Below are 15,290 nucleotides of genomic sequence, written 5' to 3' on the forward strand. Positions count from 1 at the left end.
GACGCCAGAGTGCCGGCACTCTCCGGCGTCCAGGCTTACTTAGCGGCCGGTGGCTGCAACCAGAAAGGCCAGGTTGGCGAGTTTGTCTGTTTCGAGATAAATGGTTTTCATGATGTGAACTCCTTGTTCGTTGGTAGTTGAGTCGCTTCGTTGCGACAACTTCATATTAGTTTGTAATCGAATATTGGCAAGCGGATATTAAGTAGGAATATTCCAGTAATTTTGTCGGAGTGATCTTTTGCAGGAGGCTTACTGCGTAGGTTTAATTTCCATGATTGACAGGCATGACGAAACTTCCTGCAAGGCAGCGAGAAAGAAGTTGTAGGAAGAGGGCAGGACACTCATGTCGAGTGTGAAAAAACGGGGGCAGGGCGCACAAAAAAAACGGGGAGCTCAGTGGCTCCCCGGTGTGCAAGCGCAATCAGCTGTTGGGCAGCAGACGGCAGGTGATGCTTTTGATGTAACGGGTTTCAGCGATGGCCGGATGCACCGGATGATCCGGACCCTGACCGCCACGCTCGAGCATCTGGATATTGCGGTCCAGGTGACGGGCGCTGGTCAGCAGGATGTTCTGCAGATCATCTTCCGGCAGGTGCATGGAGCACGAAGCACTGACCAGAATGCCGTCCTTGGTCAGCAGGCGCATGGCTTGCTCGTTCAGACGACGGTAGGCGCCTTCGCCGTTCTTCATGTCTTTCTTGCGTTTGATGAAGGCCGGCGGATCGGCAACGATCACGTCGAAGCGTTCTTCGCTGGCTTTCAGTTCCTTCAGCGCTTCAAAGACGTCGCCTTCGATGCAGGTCATCTTGTCAGCAAAACCGTTCAGCGCAGCGTTGCGCTCTACACCGTCGAGGGCGAATGCGGAGGCGTCGACGCAGAACACTTCGCTGGCGCCGAACGCGGCGGCCTGCACGCCCCAGCCACCGATATAGCTATAGAGGTCGAGCACGCGTTTGCCTTTGGCGTAGGGTGCCAGGCGCGCGCGGTTCATGCGGTGATCGTAGAACCAGCCGGTTTTCTGCCCTTGAATCACCGGCGCTTCGAACTTCACACCGTTCTCTTCCAGCGCGACCCACTCCGGCACCAGACCGAACACGGTTTCGACATAACGGTTGAGGCCTTCGGCGTCGCGGGCGGCGGAGTCGTTCTTGAACAGGATGCCGCTTGGCTTGAGCACCTGGGTCAACGCGGCGATCACGTCGTCCTTGTGCGCTTCCATGGTCGCCGAAGCGATCTGCACCACGAGGATGTCGCCGAAACGATCGACCACCAGACCCGGCAGCAGGTCGGAGTCGCCGTAGACCAGACGATAGAACGGCTTGTCGAACAGACGCTCGCGCAACGACAGCGCGACGTTCAGACGGTGCACCAGCAACGACTTGTCGAGTGCCAGTTTGATGTCGCGCGACAGCAGGCGCGCGCAGATCAGGTTGTTCGGGCTCATGGCGACGATGCCCAACGGCTTGCCGCCAGCGGCTTCGAGCACCGCCTGATCGCCGGCCTTGAAGCCGTGCAGAGGCGTGGCGGCCACGTCGATTTCGTTGCTGTAGACCCACAAGTGGCCGTTGCGCAGGCGACGGTCGGCGTTGGCTTTGAGGCGCAGGCTAGGCAGGGACATGACGTCGCTCCGGAAAAAGAGCGGGAGTATAGCGTGTTGAGGTTTGCGCAGGGCTGAGGATGCGATGAAACGCTGATGATGCCTTCGCGAGCAGGCTCGCTCCCACACTTGCAATGCATTCACCTGTGGGAGCGAGCCTGCTCGCGAAAGCGATTTCAGCTCTTATGCAGCCAGTGCGTCAATCAGGGCCTGACTGAACGCCGGCACATCATCCGGTTGGCGGCTGCTGATCAGGTTGCCGTCCTTGACCACTTCCTGGTCGACCCAGTTGACCCCGGCATTGACCAGATCGTCCTTGACCGTTTTGTAGCTGGTCATGGTCTTGCCATTGACCAGCCCTGCGGAAATCAGCAGCCAGCTGCCATGACAGATCACGGCAATCGGCTTGCCCGCCGAAGCGGCAGTCTTGACCAGATGCTGAGCATCCTGGTCGATACGAATGGTGTCGGAATTTTGCACACCACCCGGCAGCAGCACGGCATCGTATTGATCGATGCTCACGGCCTGGAAGGTGTTGGCGACCGGAAAGTCGTCGGCCGGCTTGTCATGGTTCCAGCCTTTGACCGTGCCAGCCTCGGCGGAAAGGATATCGACCTGCACGCCGGCCTGCTCCAGGGCATCCTTGGGGCCGGTCAGTTCGACCTGTTCGAAACCATCGGTAACCAAAATAGCGACGCGTTTGCCATTGAGGAAGTTGCCATCGGTAAGCTCCTGAGTCTGTGGAGATTTTGCCTTCGCAGCGAACCGTTGAGGTCCGATGCGCCCTACAGATTCCGAAGCCTGGGCACAGATGAAAGTTCCGACGATGTGCCCATCGGTGTGTCGCCCTGCCGTTTCAGCGGTTAGAATCGCCGCCTGCCCCGGAGTGTGTACTTATGTCCCAAGAGCTGACCACCCAACAGATTCAACAATCGCTGCAAGGCATCAGTGTGCCGGCGCAACCGCAGATCATGGTGGATCTGCAAATGGAGCAGTACATGCCCGACCCGGACCTGGAGGTGATCGCCAAGCTGATCTCCCAGGATCCCGGTCTGTCCGGCGCGTTGCTGAAAATCGTCAACTCGCCGTATTACGGCCTGAGCAACAAGATCACCTCGATTCAGCGTGCGGTGAACCTGTTGGGCAGCCGCTCGATCATCAACCTGATCAACGCGCAGTCGATCAAGGGCGAGATGAACGACGACACCATCGTCACCCTCAACCGTTTCTGGGACACCGCGCAGGACGTGGCGATGACCTGCCTGACCCTGGCCAAGCGCATCGGTACCCAGGCCGGTGACGAAGCCTATGCGTTAGGGCTGTTCCACGATTGCGGCGTACCGTTGATGCTGCAACGTTTCCCCAACTACATGACCGTACTGGAAGAGGCCTATGCCAGCGCCAGCCCGGAATGCCGCGTGGTCGATACGGAAAACCGTGTGTTCAACACCAACCACGCCGTGGTCGGTTACTACACGGCCAAGTCCTGGCGCCTGCCGGAGCATGTCAGCGCCGCCATCGCCAACCACCACAACGCGCTGGCGATCTTCAGCGACGAATCGTCGAAGAACAGCCAGCTGAAAAATTTGCTGGCGATTCTGAAAATGGCCGAGCACATCTGCGCCTCGTATCGGGTGCTGGGTAACCAGAGCGAAGATTTCGAGTGGAACGCGGTCGGCCCGCTGGTGCTCGATTACGTCGGTCTGTCGGACTACGACTTCGAAACACTCAAACAAACGATTCGCGACCTCGGCGCGCATTGATCCGAGGACACCATGCCTGAACTGCCGGAAGTCGAAACCACCCGTCGCGGGATCGCCCCGCACCTGGAAGGCCAGCGGGTCAGCCGCGTCATCGTCCGCGACCGGCGCCTGCGCTGGCCGATACCCGAAGACCTCGATGTGCGCCTGTCCGGGCAGCGCATCGTGCTGGTGGAGCGGCGCGCCAAATACCTGTTGATCAACGCCGAGATCGGCACGCTGATCAGCCATTTAGGCATGTCGGGCAACCTGCGTCTGGTCGAGGCCGGGTTGCCGGCGTTGAAGCACGAGCACGTCGATATCGAACTGGAATCGGGTCTGGCCCTGCGCTACACCGACCCGCGACGGTTCGGCGCGATGCTGTGGAGCAACGACCCGCTCAATCACGAACTGCTGATTCGCCTCGGACCGGAGCCGCTGACCGATCTGTTCGATGGCGAAAGATTGTTCAAGCTGTCACGCGGGCGCTCGATGGCGGTCAAGCCGTTCATCATGGACAACGCGGTGGTGGTCGGGGTGGGCAATATCTATGCGACCGAAGCGCTGTTCGCCGCCGGCATCGACCCGCGCCGCGAAGCCGGAAGCATTTCCCGCGGGCGTTACTTGAAACTGGCGATCGAGATCAAACGCATCCTCGCCGCCGCCATCGAGCGTGGCGGCACGACATTGCGCGATTTCATTGGCGGCGACGGTCAGCCCGGCTATTTCCAGCAGGAACTGTTTGTCTACGGCCGGGGAGGGCAGCACTGCAAGGTCTGCGGCACCGGTCTGCGCGAAGTGAAGCTCGGTCAGCGCGCCAGCGTGTTTTGCCCGCGCTGCCAGACCTGAAAAATCCTTCGGTCTATAGTGAGAAGTCTCACTGTTCAGCCCGAAGGATCGTGCCATGAAACTCCTGCAAGTCTTCTTCGTCACGCTGCTGCTGTGTTCCAGTCTGGCTGCTCACGCCTCGGAAAACGGCAGCGGTGACCCGCGATACACCATCCAGAATCCCCCGGCCTACGCCATGCTCGGCGACCTGCTGATTGCCCGACCTTTGCTGGTGGTAGCAACGGTGATCGGTGCGGGAGCGTTTGTGGTGTCGTTGCCGTTTACCGCGCTCGGCGGCGGTGTTGGCGATGCCGGTCAGGCGCTGGTGGTAGACCCGGCGAAAGCGGCGTTTGTGCGGTGTCTGGGGTGTACGGGGGAGGGGTTCGAGCAGCGCGAGTGAGCTAATCGGGTTTCAGGGGTGTGGCTGATGGCCCATTCGCGAGCAGGCTCGCTCCCACAGGAGAATGCATTGCAAATGTGGGAGCGAGCCTGCTCGCGAAGAGGGCCGGACGGGCACTGAAGAGATCAGGCCTTGCCGGTGATCTTGCGGTACTTCTCCATCAACTGTTCTTCAGTCTCCGGATGGGCTTCGTCCAGTGGAATGCAATCCACCGGGCAGACCTGCTGGCACTGCGGCTCGTCGTAGTGGCCGACGCACTGGGTGCACAGGTTCGGGTCGATCACGTAGATCTCTTCGCCTTGGGAAATGGCGGCGTTCGGGCACTCGGGTTCGCAGACGTCGCAGTTGATGCAATCGTCGGTGATGATCAGGGACATGCTAACTCCAGCCGGGGCGGCAGGCCCGGGCGCTATAAATCAATGCGCGCAATTGTGCCGCATTGACGCTCGCAGTGCACGCGGGGGCGATCAAGGGCACTCTTTGGCTGCGATCCAGAAACGAAAGGATCGCAGCCTGCGGCAGCTCCTACTTCTTGAAGCGCAGGGTCAGCGCGTCGGCCACGGCCGGGTGGACGAACTTGCTGATATCGCCGCCCAGCGCAGCAATTTCCCGCACCAGCGTCGAGGAAATGAACGAATAACGCTCCGACGGCGTGAGAAACAGGCTCTCCACATCCGGTGCCAGTTGGCGGTTCATGTTGGCCAGCTGGAATTCGTATTCGAAGTCCGACACCGCACGCAGACCACGCAGGAACACATTGGCGTTCTGCTCTTTGGCGAAATGCGCGAGCAGCGTCGAGAAACCGACCACTTCCACGTTCGGCAGGTGTTTGGTGACCTCGCGAGCCAGTTCGACCCGTTGTTCCAGCGGGAACAGCGGGTTCTTTTTCGGGCTGGCGGCGACCGCAATGATCACGTGATCGAACAGGCGCGAGGCGCGTTCGACCAGATCGCCATGGCCCTTGGTAATAGGGTCGAAGGTACCTGGGTACAACACTCGGTTCATCGCGTCGTCCTGGCGGGAGTCCGTTGGGGAGTCGGATGGTATCGCAGCCTTCCCGGTCGGCCAAGTCGCCTGTTGGGTAAGAAAGCACTATAGACGATAGGAATATTCCGCTTTTTCATGGATTTTTCAGTCGGTCAGCCAAGGCTGTCGCCAGTTGCGCGGTCAGGCCATACACCGACAACTGCGGGTTGGCGCCGATGCTGGTGGGGAACAGCGAGCCGTCGTGAATCGACAGATTGCGCAGTTGATGATGGCGACCGAGGCTGTCGGCGACCGCGCTTTTCGGATCTTCCCCCATCGCACAACCACCCATCACGTGGGCACTGCCCAGCCGCGTGCGGTACAGCTCCAGGCTCAATCCGTCGATCAGCGAGCGCGCCTCAGCCAGTGTCTTCACATAGCGACCGTCGGCGTGCATCGGCATGACCGATTGCGCGCCGCCGGCGAACTGGATTTCGGCCATCACGTGAAAGGCCCGGCGCAAACCGTCCCAGGCGTACTGCGAAACCTGATAGTCGAGCACCGGCGAGCCGTCGCCGCGCAGCTCCACCGAGCCACCGCTGCTGTCCGGGTGGAAGCCGTCGCGCAGCAGCGCCAGCATCGCGTGGGTGTGCGGCAGGTCGGCCATATGCCGGGCGTTTTCCTGGCCGAAACCACCCAGCAGCGTGGCGGCCAGCGCCGGGTGCAGTGGTGGCACTTCGAGCTTGAATGCCATCGGCCCGGTGGTGCCGTCCTTCCATTGAAAATGGTCGGAATAAATCGACTGCGGCGCGCCGTAGAACGGATTGACCACCTCGGCGAAACGCGCGGCGGACATGTTCACCGGGTGCAGAAAGGTGCGCTTGCCTATGCGCTCATGCGGATCCGGCGCGTCGGAGCGCAGCAACAGCGCCGGGCTGTTGATGCCGCCGCCGGCCAGCACATAATGCCGCGCCTTGACGGTGATGCTGCGCCCGGTCGGCTCGACGCAGCGTTCGTCCATCGCCACGCAATGCAGCCCGGTAACCTTGTCGCCACTGATCAGCAGTTTCTCCACCCGCGCCAGATACAGCAGCTCGCCGCCCTTTTCCAGCGTCGCCGGGATGGTCGTGACCATCATCGATTGCTTGGCGTTGCTCGGGCAGCCCATGCCGCAATAGCCCAAATTCCAGCAGCCGCGCACGTTGCGCGGGATCACGTGCCAGCTGTAGCCGAGTTGCTCGCAGCCTTTGCGGATCACGTCGTTATTGGCGTTGGGTGGCACCATCCACGGCGCGACCCCGAGGCGCTGCTCCATTTTTTCGAACCACGGCGCCATCTCTGCCGGGCTATGGCCTGTGACGTTGTGCTCGCTGGCCCAGTGTTCGAGGGTCGGCTCGGGCGTGCGGAAGCTCGAGGTCCAGTTGATCAGCGTCGTACCGCCGACCGCGCGGCCCTGCAGGATCGTGATCGCGCCGTCCTTGCTCATGCGCCCGATGCCTTCCTGGTAGAGGCTGCTATAGGCCTCGTCTTCGAGCAGTTTGAAATCCGAGCTGGTCTTCAGCGGGCCTTCTTCGATCAGCAGGACTTTGTAGCCGGCCGCGCTGAGGATTTCCGCTGTGGTGCCGCCGCCGGCGCCACTGCCGATGATGGCGACGTCGGCTTCGAGGGTGAGGTCGTCGCTCAATTGCGCGCCGTTGTAGGTTTTCCAGCCTCGGGCGAGGCCTTCGCGGAAGGGATCGGGTACGGGCATCGGTCAGGTTCTCTTTATTATTCTGGATGCTGAGGTGATGCAGCAGGCCCCTTCGCGAGCAGGCTCGCTCCCACAGGGGGATGCATTTCAAATGTGGGAGCGAGCCTGCTCGCGAAGGCCGCGCCCTGGTTTCAGACCTTAGGCGGCCCGGGATAACCGCAATGCGCCCAGGACTCGGCGCGGGTGTACCAGGCCATCATCACCATCTGCTGCAACGAGCTGTGGCCCATGCGCAACAAGCTCAGTGAACTGTTCTCCCAGCGTTCAAGGAAATGCCGCATCGCTTCAGGGCTGGCGTTTTCCCAACTGCCCCAGATGCCGGTGAGCGGGCCACGGGTCACGGCCATGCCCAGCACATCGAAGAGTTGCCGAGTGAGCTTGAGCATTTCCGGCGACAGGTGATCGAGGCTGTAGTCCAGCGACTTCAGCGTGCCGTCGAGCGCAGCGGGCATTTTCTCGGCGGCCACGGCGCCGTCGAGCATCACCGGGATCAGCGCGCGCAGGAACAGCAGATCGCCGTCGCGCAAACTGACGAAGCCGTTGGCGCTGATGCTCGACGAGCAGCCAGTGAGGCTGGCGCCAAGGCCGGCGGTGGCGAGAAACGCGCTGGCGCCAAGGCTGAATTTCAGCAGGCCACGGCGCGACAGGGCGGGTGTTTCGGTCAGGCTTGGGTGCATTGTTTTTATTACCCGGCGTCGACGAACGTTTAGCGAATGAACAGCTTCTGAATCAGTTTCTGAATCGATGTGCCGTAGGGCGGGTAGATAAGCCGGGCCGCGTTGAAGCGCTGTTTGATCAGCACGCCCTTGGCCTTGCTGAAGGTCAGGAAACCTTCGTGGCCGTGGTAATGGCCCATGCCCGAGGGGCCGATGCCACCGAAGGGCATATCGTCCTGAGCGACATGCAACAAGGTGTCGTTCAGGCATACGCCGCCGGAATGGGTCTCGTGCAGCACGCGATGCTGTTCGCGTTTGTCGTAGCCAAAGTAGTAAAGAGCCAGAGGACGAGGCCGCTGATTGATGTAAGCGAATGCCTGCTCCAGATCGCGATAAGGCACGATTGGCAGCAATGGGCCGAAGATTTCGTCCTGCATCACCGTCATCTCATCGCTGACATTGAGCAGCACGCTGTGCGGCATGCGTCGGCCCTGGCCTTGTTCGAACAACGGGATCAGCAGCGCGCCCTTGCTGGTCGCGTCGCTGACGTAACCGTTCAGTCGGGACATCTGGCGTTCGTTGATGATCGCGGTGTAGTCGGCGTTGTCGGCCAGGGTCGGGTAGAAGCCTTTCACAGCCTGACGGTAGGCCTCGACGAAGGCGCCGACGCGGTCTTCCGGCACCAGCACATAATCGGGCGCGACGCAGGTCTGCCCGGCATTGAGAGTTTTGCCGAAAGCGATGCGTTCGGCGGCGTCCTTGAGCGGTACGTCTGTGGAGACGATGGCCGGCGACTTGCCGCCCAGTTCCAGGGTGACCGGCGTGAGGTTTTCCGCCGCAGCGCGCATGACGTGTTTGCCGACGCTGGTGGAACCGGTGAACAGCAAGTGATCGAACGGCAACCGCGAGAACGCTACGCCGACATCCGCTTCGCCCAGCACTACACAAACCAGGTCTTCGGGAAAGATCCGCGCGAGCAGCTCTTTGAGCAACAGGCCGGTGGCCGGGGTCGATTCGCTGAGCTTGAGCATCACCCGATTGCCCGCCGCCAGGGCGCCGACCATCGGCCCTACGGCCAGATACAACGGGTAGTTCCACGGCACGATCACACCGACCACGCCCAGCGGCTGGTAAACCACCTTTGCCGAAGCAGGCTGGAACGCCATGCCGACCTTGCGCCGCGATGGCTTCATCCAGTTCTTCAGATGACGGCTGGCGTAGTGAATGCCGTGCAGGCTCGGCATCAGTTCGGCGAGCAGGGTTTCGTCGGCGCTGCGGTGACTGAAATCGGCGCTGATCGCCTCGATCAATGTCTGCCGTTCAGCGCTGAGCAGATCGCGCAAAGCCTTGAGCCATTGCTGACGTTGTGCGGCCGGCGGCATCGGGTTGGCGGCGTACGCGGCCCGTTGTGCCTGGAACTGCCGATCGAGGGTTTCAAGAGGCTGTTGCAGGGTTTGCAGGTAGGCAATGTCGGCAGTCATCGCGGGCTCCGGATTTTATTGTAATGGGCACTTTTTAGAGTCTAAGCTCTAGAAAGTCAAACGACTTCCGTGCACGGCAAGGTTTTATCCATTTCCGGTTAGGTCGTAAGATGCGCCGTCTACGCACTCTGAATTAAAGCTCAAGCCATGGCCCCACGAATAAAAACCAGCGAGCGCATCGTTCAGAACAGCCTGGAGCTGTTCAATCAGCAGGGCGAGCGCAGCGTCAGCACCAACCACATCGCCGCGCACATGGAGATTTCTCCGGGCAACCTGTACTACCACTTCCCCAACAAGCAGGCGATCATCGCCGTGTTGTTCAGTGAGTACGAAGCCCTGGTGGACAGCTTTTTGCGTCCGCCTCAGGGTCGCCCGGCGACCGTCGAGGACAAGCGTTTCTATCTCAAGGAACTGCTCTCGGCCATGTGGCGTTACCGTTTTCTGCATCGCGATCTTGAGCATCTGCTCGACAGCGATGCGGAACTGGCCGCGCGCTATCGGCGCTTTTCCCAGCGCTGCGTGATCCAGGGCGCAGCGATCTACGAAGGCTTCGTCGCCGCCGGCATCCTGAAAATGGACCGTGTGCAGATCGAATCGCTGACCCTCAATGCGTGGATCATCCTGACGTCGTGGGTGCGTTTTCTGTGCACCACCCGGGAAAACTCCAACCACCTCAGCGAACAGGCCGTGAAGCGTGGCGTGTATCAGGTGCTGGTGCTTGAGGCAGGGTTTGTCACCGATCAGGCGCGGGATGAAGTCAACGCACTGTTCGACGAGTTCTATGTGCCGCTGGCGCAGGCCCTTGAAGACGTGAAATAAACCGTTCAGCCGAATGCCACAGGAGCCCGTTATGTCGATTGCGCAGTTGATCAGCCCACAAGCTTTGGACGCTCGCAAAGAGCAGCCGGGGCTGGTGATTCTCGATTGTCGTTTCGCCCTCGAAGATCCGGATTACGGCCAGCGCAGCTACGCCGAAGGGCACATTGCCGGGGCGAGTTTCGCCGATCTGGAGCAGGATCTGAGCGGTAAAGTCGAGAAGGGCGTGACCGGACGTCATCCGTTGCCCGAGCCGGCGGTGTTGATCGAGCGCCTGCAAGCCTGGGGCATCAGCAACGACAGCGATGTGGTTTTGTACGACGACGGCCCGGGTGCGTATGCGGCGCGGGCGTGGTGGTTGCTGGCATGGCTGGGCAAGCGCGACGGCGTGTTCATTCTCGACGGCGGGCTCAAGGCCTGGCACGCGGCCGGCCTGCCGCTGAGCCTGGATCCGCCGAGCATGACGCCCGGCCACTTCAGCGGTCAGCCGGACATGAGCCTGCTGCTCAGCGCCGAGCAATTGCAGCAGCGCCTCGGCCAGCCAACCCTGACCCTGCTCGACGCCCGCGCCTTGCCGCGCTTCAAGGGCGAAGTGGAACCGATCGATCCGGTGGCTGGGCATATTCCCGGCGCGCAGTGCGCGGCGTTCACCGACAACCTCGGCAGTGATGGACGTTTTCTGCCGGCGGAGCAGCTCAAGCAGCGCTTTGCCGCGAAACTGGGTGATCGCTCACCGTCGGAACTGGTCGCCTACTGCGGCTCCGGGGTGACGGCGTGCCATAACCTGTTCGCACTGTGCCTGGCTGGGTATCCGCTGGGGGCGCTGTATGCCGGATCGTGGAGCGAGTGGATCAACGAACCGTCGCGCGGCATTGCCACGGGCGAATAAACACAGCGATCTCTCTGTAGGAGTGAGCCTGCTCGCGATGGCGGTGTGTCAGTGAGTTAAATGCCACCTGACCCACCGCATTCGCGAGCAGGCTCGCTCCCACATTGAATCAGGTTGTGCCATGCATTTTCATGCCGACACAAATCCCTGTGGGAGCGAGCTTGCTCGCGAAGGCGTCCTGTCAGGCATTGAATTTCCAGACTGACCCATCGCCATCGCGAGCAGGCTCACTCCTGCAAGGGCCATGCGGCGTTTATTGACCGAGTGCGGCCAGCCATTGCGGGACACGCCGCTCCAGGTAATACCCGGGCCGGCGAAACGAGCCGTCGACGAAGCCGACATGACCGCCACGCGCCTGCAATTCGAACTGGGTGCAGGCTGACAACTCATCGGCTTGCGGCAGGCTGTGGGGAAATACGAACGGATCATCCGCTGCCTGAATGATCAGCGTCGGCGTGCGGATCTCGCCGAGGTAGTAGCGGCTCGAGGCGCGGCGGTAGTAATCCTCGGCATCGGTGAAACCATGCAGCGGCGCGGTGACCCGGCCGTCGAAATCCCAGAACGTACGCATGTTTTCCAGCGAGCCGAGCGCGGCCAGTTTCGCCAGGCCGTCTTCGCGTCCGTCATGCTGGAACTGGCGCTGCTTGTTCTTGATGTAGGCGACCATTTCGCGCATGAAATGCGCCTGGTAAACCCGCGAAAATCCCTGGCCAATCCGGTCTGCGCACTGGTCGAGCCTGAACGGCACCGACACCGCCACCGCGCCGAGCACGCCGCTGTTGCTGCCGGTTTCGCCAAGATGTTTGAGCAGCACGTTGCCGCCCAGTGAATAGCCGACCGCGTACAACGGCGCCAACGGTCGTTTGGCGCGCAGGTGCTGGATGGCTTCGGCAAGGTCTTCGCTGGCGCCGGAGTGGTAGCTGCGCGGCAACAGATTCGGCTCGCCGGAACAACCGCGCCAGTTCAGCGCGACGCTGGCCCAGCCCTGCTCGGCCAAGGCCTTTTGAATGCCCGCCACATAGGGCGAATTGGATGAGCCGGTCAAACCGTGCAGCACCAGTACCAACGGCGCCTCGGCGCTGTGCGGGCCGTGCCAGTCGAGGTCGAGGAAGTCGCCGTCCTCGAGCCACAGGCGTTCGCGTTCGCGCTCGATGTGCACGGTCTTGCGCCACAGCGGACCCCACAGGGTTTGCAGATGCGGATTGCCGAGGCCGAAGGCCGGAACGAAACGCGAGGCGGGAAGCGGGGACGGTGAATGCACGGCAAATCTCGACAGGTCTTGCGTAAAGCGACCGGCGCACAGGGCGGGCTGTCGCTTCTCAACGAAAGCGCCTAACTTGCCACAAAGCCCGGGTCGGCGCGACACATGTCCTCTTCAGCCTGACCGATCGGCGCAACCTCCGGTCCAGGCAGTGGCTGTTGCTCGACACTGGGGCCGACCGTAACCGACACCCAGCGATCAACAGACAAGTGACGGTTCATGGCGAGTTTGATGTCGTCCACCGTCAGCTTCTGCACTTGTTGCATTGTGTAATCCAGATCGAGCGGCAAGTCGTAGCGGTTGATCTCCACGAGTCTGGCCAGAATGTGCCGGTTGCTGGCGCTGGTGAGCACATTTCTGTTGGCCAGCCTGCGCTTGAGGTGCTCGAGTTCCGGGGCGGTCGGCCCTTGCCGAAGAAAATCATTGAGCATCGAGCGCACCAAAGCGACGGTGCTGTCGCTCATGGAGCTACCGGTCTGCAAGGTGACGGTCAGCAACCCGGCGCCACCAGCCCAATTGACGCTGGCGCCATACACGTCATAAACCTGTCCGCGCTTGTGCCGCAGTTCATTCATCAACCGACTGTTGCTGCCTCCGGCGAGAATCTGACTGGCGGCGTACAAGGCGGGGTGATCGGCATGTCGTCGCGGCACGCTGATTTGGGCAAAGGCAATGTGGGTCTGCAGTTGATTCAGTTCCAGGTGACTGGACTGGACGTTTCCGGGCGTTGCCATTGCTGAAGACACCAGCGCGTCAGGAGGCTTGGGCAGGGCATTGCTGATCTGCAGGCTGATCGCTTGTGCCTGGTCCAGAGTGAGGTCGCCGACCAGGGTGATTTGCGCATGTCGGGCAGCGTAATAGCGGCGATGGAAATCCTCCACGGCGGCCCGGGTCACGGCATTGAGGCCCCATTGCGTGCCATAGACCGGAAGGCTGTAGGGGCTGTCCGGCGCAAGCAGTGCCTTGATGCTCTGCGAGGCCAGACCCGCGGCATCGCCTTGCTCTGCGATGAGCGCGGCGCGCAGTTCGTCTTTCACTGGCGGCAGGCGCTGGGCGCTGAGCGATGGCTCGCTGAATATTCGCGTCAACAGATCCATCGCCGGTAGGCGCTTGGCCGGATCGCTGAGGCTGCGCAGGGAGAACACGGCGCGGTCGTGATCGATGTCCATTTCCCATTGCGCGCCGAGCCCGTCGAAGGTTTCGACGATGGCGGACAAATCCTTGCCGGGGATACCTTCATTGAGCATGGAAAAGGTCGTGGCAGCCAGGCCCGGCAGGCTACCGTCGCGGGCGCTGCCTGCGGCGAAGCTGACGTGAATATCGAACATCGGCAGATCGCTCGTGCGCACGAACAGCACCTTGGTGCCGGTCAGGGTTTTCCAGCCCCTGATCTGCAATGCGCGCGGCTTGATTTCCAGCGCCTGGACTTCGCTGAGCGATTGCAGGCGCGATGTCCGCGCTTGTTCAGGCTGGCCATCAGCGCAAGCCGCCGCAGCCGACAGCCACATCAGGATCAATCCCGTGCGCCTTGAGAACCTGCTCATCGGACGTCCACCTTGCGCACTTGGGCAACGCTGAGACGCTCGGGTATCAGCCACGTGGCGGCCACTTCGCGGATCTGTTGCGGCGTCACTTTCGCCAATGCAGCTGCATCTTCATCGAGTATTCGCCAAGGCAAGCCGATGGCCTGGAGCCTGGCCAGCTGACGCGCCTGTTCCTGAATCGAATCGCGGGCATACACCTGCTGCGCGATCAGTTGCGTGCGTGCCCGCTCGAGCTCTTCCGCCGACGGTGGTGTGGTGCGCAACGTTTCGATCTGCTCCCACACCCGCGCTTGCGCACCTTCAAGATCGGTCAGCGGCGGATCGGCCAGCTCGGCAGTCAACAGCAGCAGGCTGTCGCCGCGCGTCCGTTCGTCGTAGTGAGTGTCGACACGATTGAGCACGCGGTCGGTGAAAATCAGTTTCTTTTGCAGGCGCGCGCCATGTGCGCCGCCGAGTATCGCGTTGATCAGGCGCAGGGCGTGCACGGCGTGCAGGTCTTTGGCCGTGGCCAGTCCGGGCAGATTGAAAGCCATCAGCAACCGCTCTGCTGGGACATGGCGCTGCAAGGTCAGTCTGCGTTCGCCCGGCACTTTCAGCTCCACGGGCCGTAACAGGCGCGGCACGGGACGATTTGCGAGCGCGCCAAAATAGCGCTCGGCCAGCGGCTGCACGTGTGCGAGCGTGACATCGCCGACGATCACCAGTACGGCGTTGCCCGGCGCATAACGGCTTTGATACCAATGGCGAAGTTCCTTGGCGTCCACGTGCTGCAGGTCGTGCATCCAGCCGATGACTGGCGTGCGATAGCTGTTGGCGACATGCGCCTGGCTGGTGAAGTGTTCCAGCGCAGCGGCGTCGACATCGTCGTCGATGCGCAGCTGGCGCTCTTCGCGGATGACTGCCAGTTCGGTTTTCAGGTCGTCGACGTGCAAATCAGCAGTCGTCATCAGGTCGGCCATCAGCTCGAAAACCACGCCCAGATAGCGCGGCGACAAGGTCTGGTAGTAGCCGGTGACGTCCTCGGCGGTGAAGGCATTTTCTTCGGCACCCAGGGACTCCAAAAGACGCGAAGCCTCACCGGCGCAGGTCTTGTGGCTGCCTTTGTAGAGCATGTGTTCAAGAACGTGCGATAGCCCGGCTTGCCCCGGCGCCTCGTCTGCCGAGCCGACCTTGAACCACAAATGCGAAGTGACCAGCGGCGCACGGTGATCCTCGCGCACCAGTACCTGCAAACCGTTTTCCAGGGTGAATTGATGAGTCGGCGGGGGCGTGGCGGCCAGCGTCATGAACGGCGCGAGGCCAAGAAAAAGCAGCATCCGGCTGCAGAGCGTATCCATACGCGAAATCCTCAGTGGTTAACGCA

Annotated in this window: 14 protein-coding genes and 1 pseudogene; 5 read left to right on the forward strand and 10 right to left on the reverse strand. The window is 61.5% G+C overall.

Annotation, left to right across the window (positions count from 1 at the left end):
* Positions 1–421 precede the first annotated feature (421 nt).
* Both ACZZ0K_RS25680 and ACZZ0K_RS25685 read right to left on the reverse strand, forming a co-directional pair.
* Complete coding sequence (locus ACZZ0K_RS25680) at positions 422–1,618, reverse strand: class I SAM-dependent rRNA methyltransferase (RefSeq protein WP_016772700.1); 1,197 nt, start codon at positions 1,616–1,618, stop codon at positions 422–424.
* 162 nt (positions 1,619–1,780) lie between these two features.
* Positions 1,781–2,308, reverse strand: a pseudogene (locus tag ACZZ0K_RS25685) (type 1 glutamine amidotransferase domain-containing protein); the annotation flags it as partial.
* A 239-nt stretch (positions 2,309–2,547) separates the two neighbouring features.
* On the opposite strand from ACZZ0K_RS25685, the gene ACZZ0K_RS25690 reads away from it, so the two are divergent.
* The 3 genes from ACZZ0K_RS25690 to ACZZ0K_RS25700 are packed head-to-tail and all read left to right on the forward strand — an operon-like array spanning position 2,548 to position 4,564.
* On the forward strand, positions 2,548–3,360 hold the full coding sequence (locus ACZZ0K_RS25690) for an HDOD domain-containing protein (protein ID WP_161984078.1): 813 nt from the start codon (positions 2,548–2,550) through the stop codon (positions 3,358–3,360).
* Between the two features lie 12 nt (positions 3,361–3,372).
* Positions 3,373–4,185 (forward strand): bifunctional DNA-formamidopyrimidine glycosylase/DNA-(apurinic or apyrimidinic site) lyase, encoded by an 813-nt coding sequence (gene mutM / locus ACZZ0K_RS25695; RefSeq protein WP_150743578.1) that lies wholly within the window; start codon positions 3,373–3,375, stop codon positions 4,183–4,185.
* Positions 4,186–4,240: 55 nt separating this feature from the next.
* Positions 4,241–4,564, forward strand: coding sequence for a multidrug transporter (locus tag ACZZ0K_RS25700; RefSeq protein ID WP_252877061.1), 324 nt, complete (start codon positions 4,241–4,243; stop codon positions 4,562–4,564).
* Positions 4,565–4,689: 125 nt separating this feature from the next.
* On the opposite strand, the gene ACZZ0K_RS25705 is transcribed toward ACZZ0K_RS25700, so the two are convergent.
* The 5 genes from ACZZ0K_RS25705 to ACZZ0K_RS25725 all read right to left on the reverse strand — a co-directional run bounded on the left by ACZZ0K_RS25705 (position 4,690) and on the right by ACZZ0K_RS25725 (position 9,417).
* Positions 4,690–4,941, reverse strand: a complete 252-nt coding sequence (locus ACZZ0K_RS25705) for a YfhL family 4Fe-4S dicluster ferredoxin (RefSeq protein WP_003195146.1) — start codon at positions 4,939–4,941, stop codon at positions 4,690–4,692.
* A gap of 148 nt (positions 4,942–5,089) precedes the next feature.
* Entirely contained in the window at positions 5,090–5,569 is a 480-nt protein-coding gene (coaD, locus tag ACZZ0K_RS25710) for a pantetheine-phosphate adenylyltransferase (RefSeq protein WP_003229157.1), read from the reverse strand.
* 115 nt (positions 5,570–5,684) lie between these two features.
* On the reverse strand, positions 5,685–7,280 hold the full coding sequence (locus tag ACZZ0K_RS25715; RefSeq protein WP_150636941.1) for a GMC family oxidoreductase: 1,596 nt from the start codon (positions 7,278–7,280) through the stop codon (positions 5,685–5,687).
* A gap of 131 nt (positions 7,281–7,411) precedes the next feature.
* Entirely contained in the window at positions 7,412–7,957 is a 546-nt protein-coding gene (locus tag ACZZ0K_RS25720) for a twin-arginine translocation pathway signal protein (RefSeq protein WP_258707308.1), read from the reverse strand.
* 29 nt (positions 7,958–7,986) lie between these two features.
* Positions 7,987–9,417, reverse strand: a complete 1,431-nt coding sequence (locus ACZZ0K_RS25725; RefSeq protein ID WP_258707307.1) for a coniferyl aldehyde dehydrogenase — start codon at positions 9,415–9,417, stop codon at positions 7,987–7,989.
* A gap of 147 nt (positions 9,418–9,564) precedes the next feature.
* Here ACZZ0K_RS25725 and ACZZ0K_RS25730 point away from each other — a divergent pair, with 147 nt between their 5' ends.
* The gene (locus ACZZ0K_RS25730; RefSeq protein ID WP_016772708.1) at positions 9,565–10,236 is read left to right on the forward strand and encodes a TetR/AcrR family transcriptional regulator; all 672 of its coding nucleotides are present in this window, start codon (positions 9,565–9,567) and stop codon (positions 10,234–10,236) included.
* 31 nt (positions 10,237–10,267) lie between these two features.
* Positions 10,268–11,122, forward strand: coding sequence for a sulfurtransferase (locus ACZZ0K_RS25735; protein ID WP_258707306.1), 855 nt, complete (start codon positions 10,268–10,270; stop codon positions 11,120–11,122).
* A 253-nt stretch (positions 11,123–11,375) separates the two neighbouring features.
* Here ACZZ0K_RS25735 and ACZZ0K_RS25740 read toward each other — a convergent pair whose 3' ends face one another.
* The 3 genes from ACZZ0K_RS25740 to ACZZ0K_RS25750 form a co-directional block, all read right to left on the reverse strand.
* On the reverse strand, positions 11,376–12,383 hold the full coding sequence (locus ACZZ0K_RS25740; RefSeq protein WP_252882824.1) for a hydrolase: 1,008 nt from the start codon (positions 12,381–12,383) through the stop codon (positions 11,376–11,378).
* A gap of 71 nt (positions 12,384–12,454) precedes the next feature.
* Complete coding sequence (locus ACZZ0K_RS25745) at positions 12,455–13,927, reverse strand: M16 family metallopeptidase (protein ID WP_258707305.1); 1,473 nt, start codon at positions 13,925–13,927, stop codon at positions 12,455–12,457.
* A complete protein-coding gene (locus tag ACZZ0K_RS25750) occupies positions 13,924–15,264 on the reverse strand; it encodes a M16 family metallopeptidase (protein ID WP_258707304.1) in 1,341 nt (446 codons plus the stop codon). Before ACZZ0K_RS25750 ends, ACZZ0K_RS25745 begins: the two co-directional genes overlap by 4 nt.
* Between the last annotated feature and the right edge of the window lie 26 nt (positions 15,265–15,290).

This window comes from Pseudomonas sp. AC255 (assembly GCF_979258175.1).